The following is a 648-nucleotide window of genomic DNA, read 5'->3' on the forward strand; positions in this document are numbered from 1 at the left end:
TGTAGTTGCCGGGCTTTAAGTCGTGCACGACCCACTCGCACTTCGTGTTTGCAAGCCGCTCTTTCTTCATCTCGTGACCCGGCTCATGCCATTCAATCAGATACTGCTTGGCGCTGGCCACCGCGCCCCACGATATCTTGGCCGACATTCTGGCACCGTAGTCCGCGAGTGCTTCAAGGCGTAGGGCGCTTGGCGCGGCAATCGGCACATAAGCTTGATCGGTCTTGTCAGTCGCCGCCGCATTGTCGACGAGCGCGAACTTTTCTGACGCATGCCGCGTCGCCGTGATCGTGAAAGACGTTCCGTCATGCGATTCGGATACACCGACCACGCGATACAACTGCCGTACCTCGGCTGCCGGCTGAAACGTCCAAGCCGCACCCCGAACAGGCGTCTTTGGAAGCGGCCCGCTAGGCATTACCTCGGTACCGTGTACGCTCTCAATCCCCACGCGATGAATGCTCGCATCCGGCATCATCAACGTAAGGTAACTCCCAGGAAGGGCCTCGACCTCCCGGTCCAGGATCACACGGCCTGTATCCGTCACAGCCTTAATTCGCCCACCTATCGAACGCTGCGAGCGCAACGGATCGGCAATCTCGATCACCTGTCCTGGAAGCGCAAGCGCTCCATCCAGACCGACACCGA

At 59.6% G+C, this 648-nt stretch carries 1 pseudogene; it reads right to left on the reverse strand.

Annotation, left to right across the window (positions count from 1 at the left end):
• Nucleotides 1–648: pseudogene (locus QCE79_RS33370) on the reverse strand (hypothetical protein); the annotation flags it as partial.

It is taken from the genome of Caballeronia sp. LZ003, assembly GCF_031451465.1.
GTDB lineage: Bacteria > Pseudomonadota > Gammaproteobacteria > Burkholderiales > Burkholderiaceae > Caballeronia.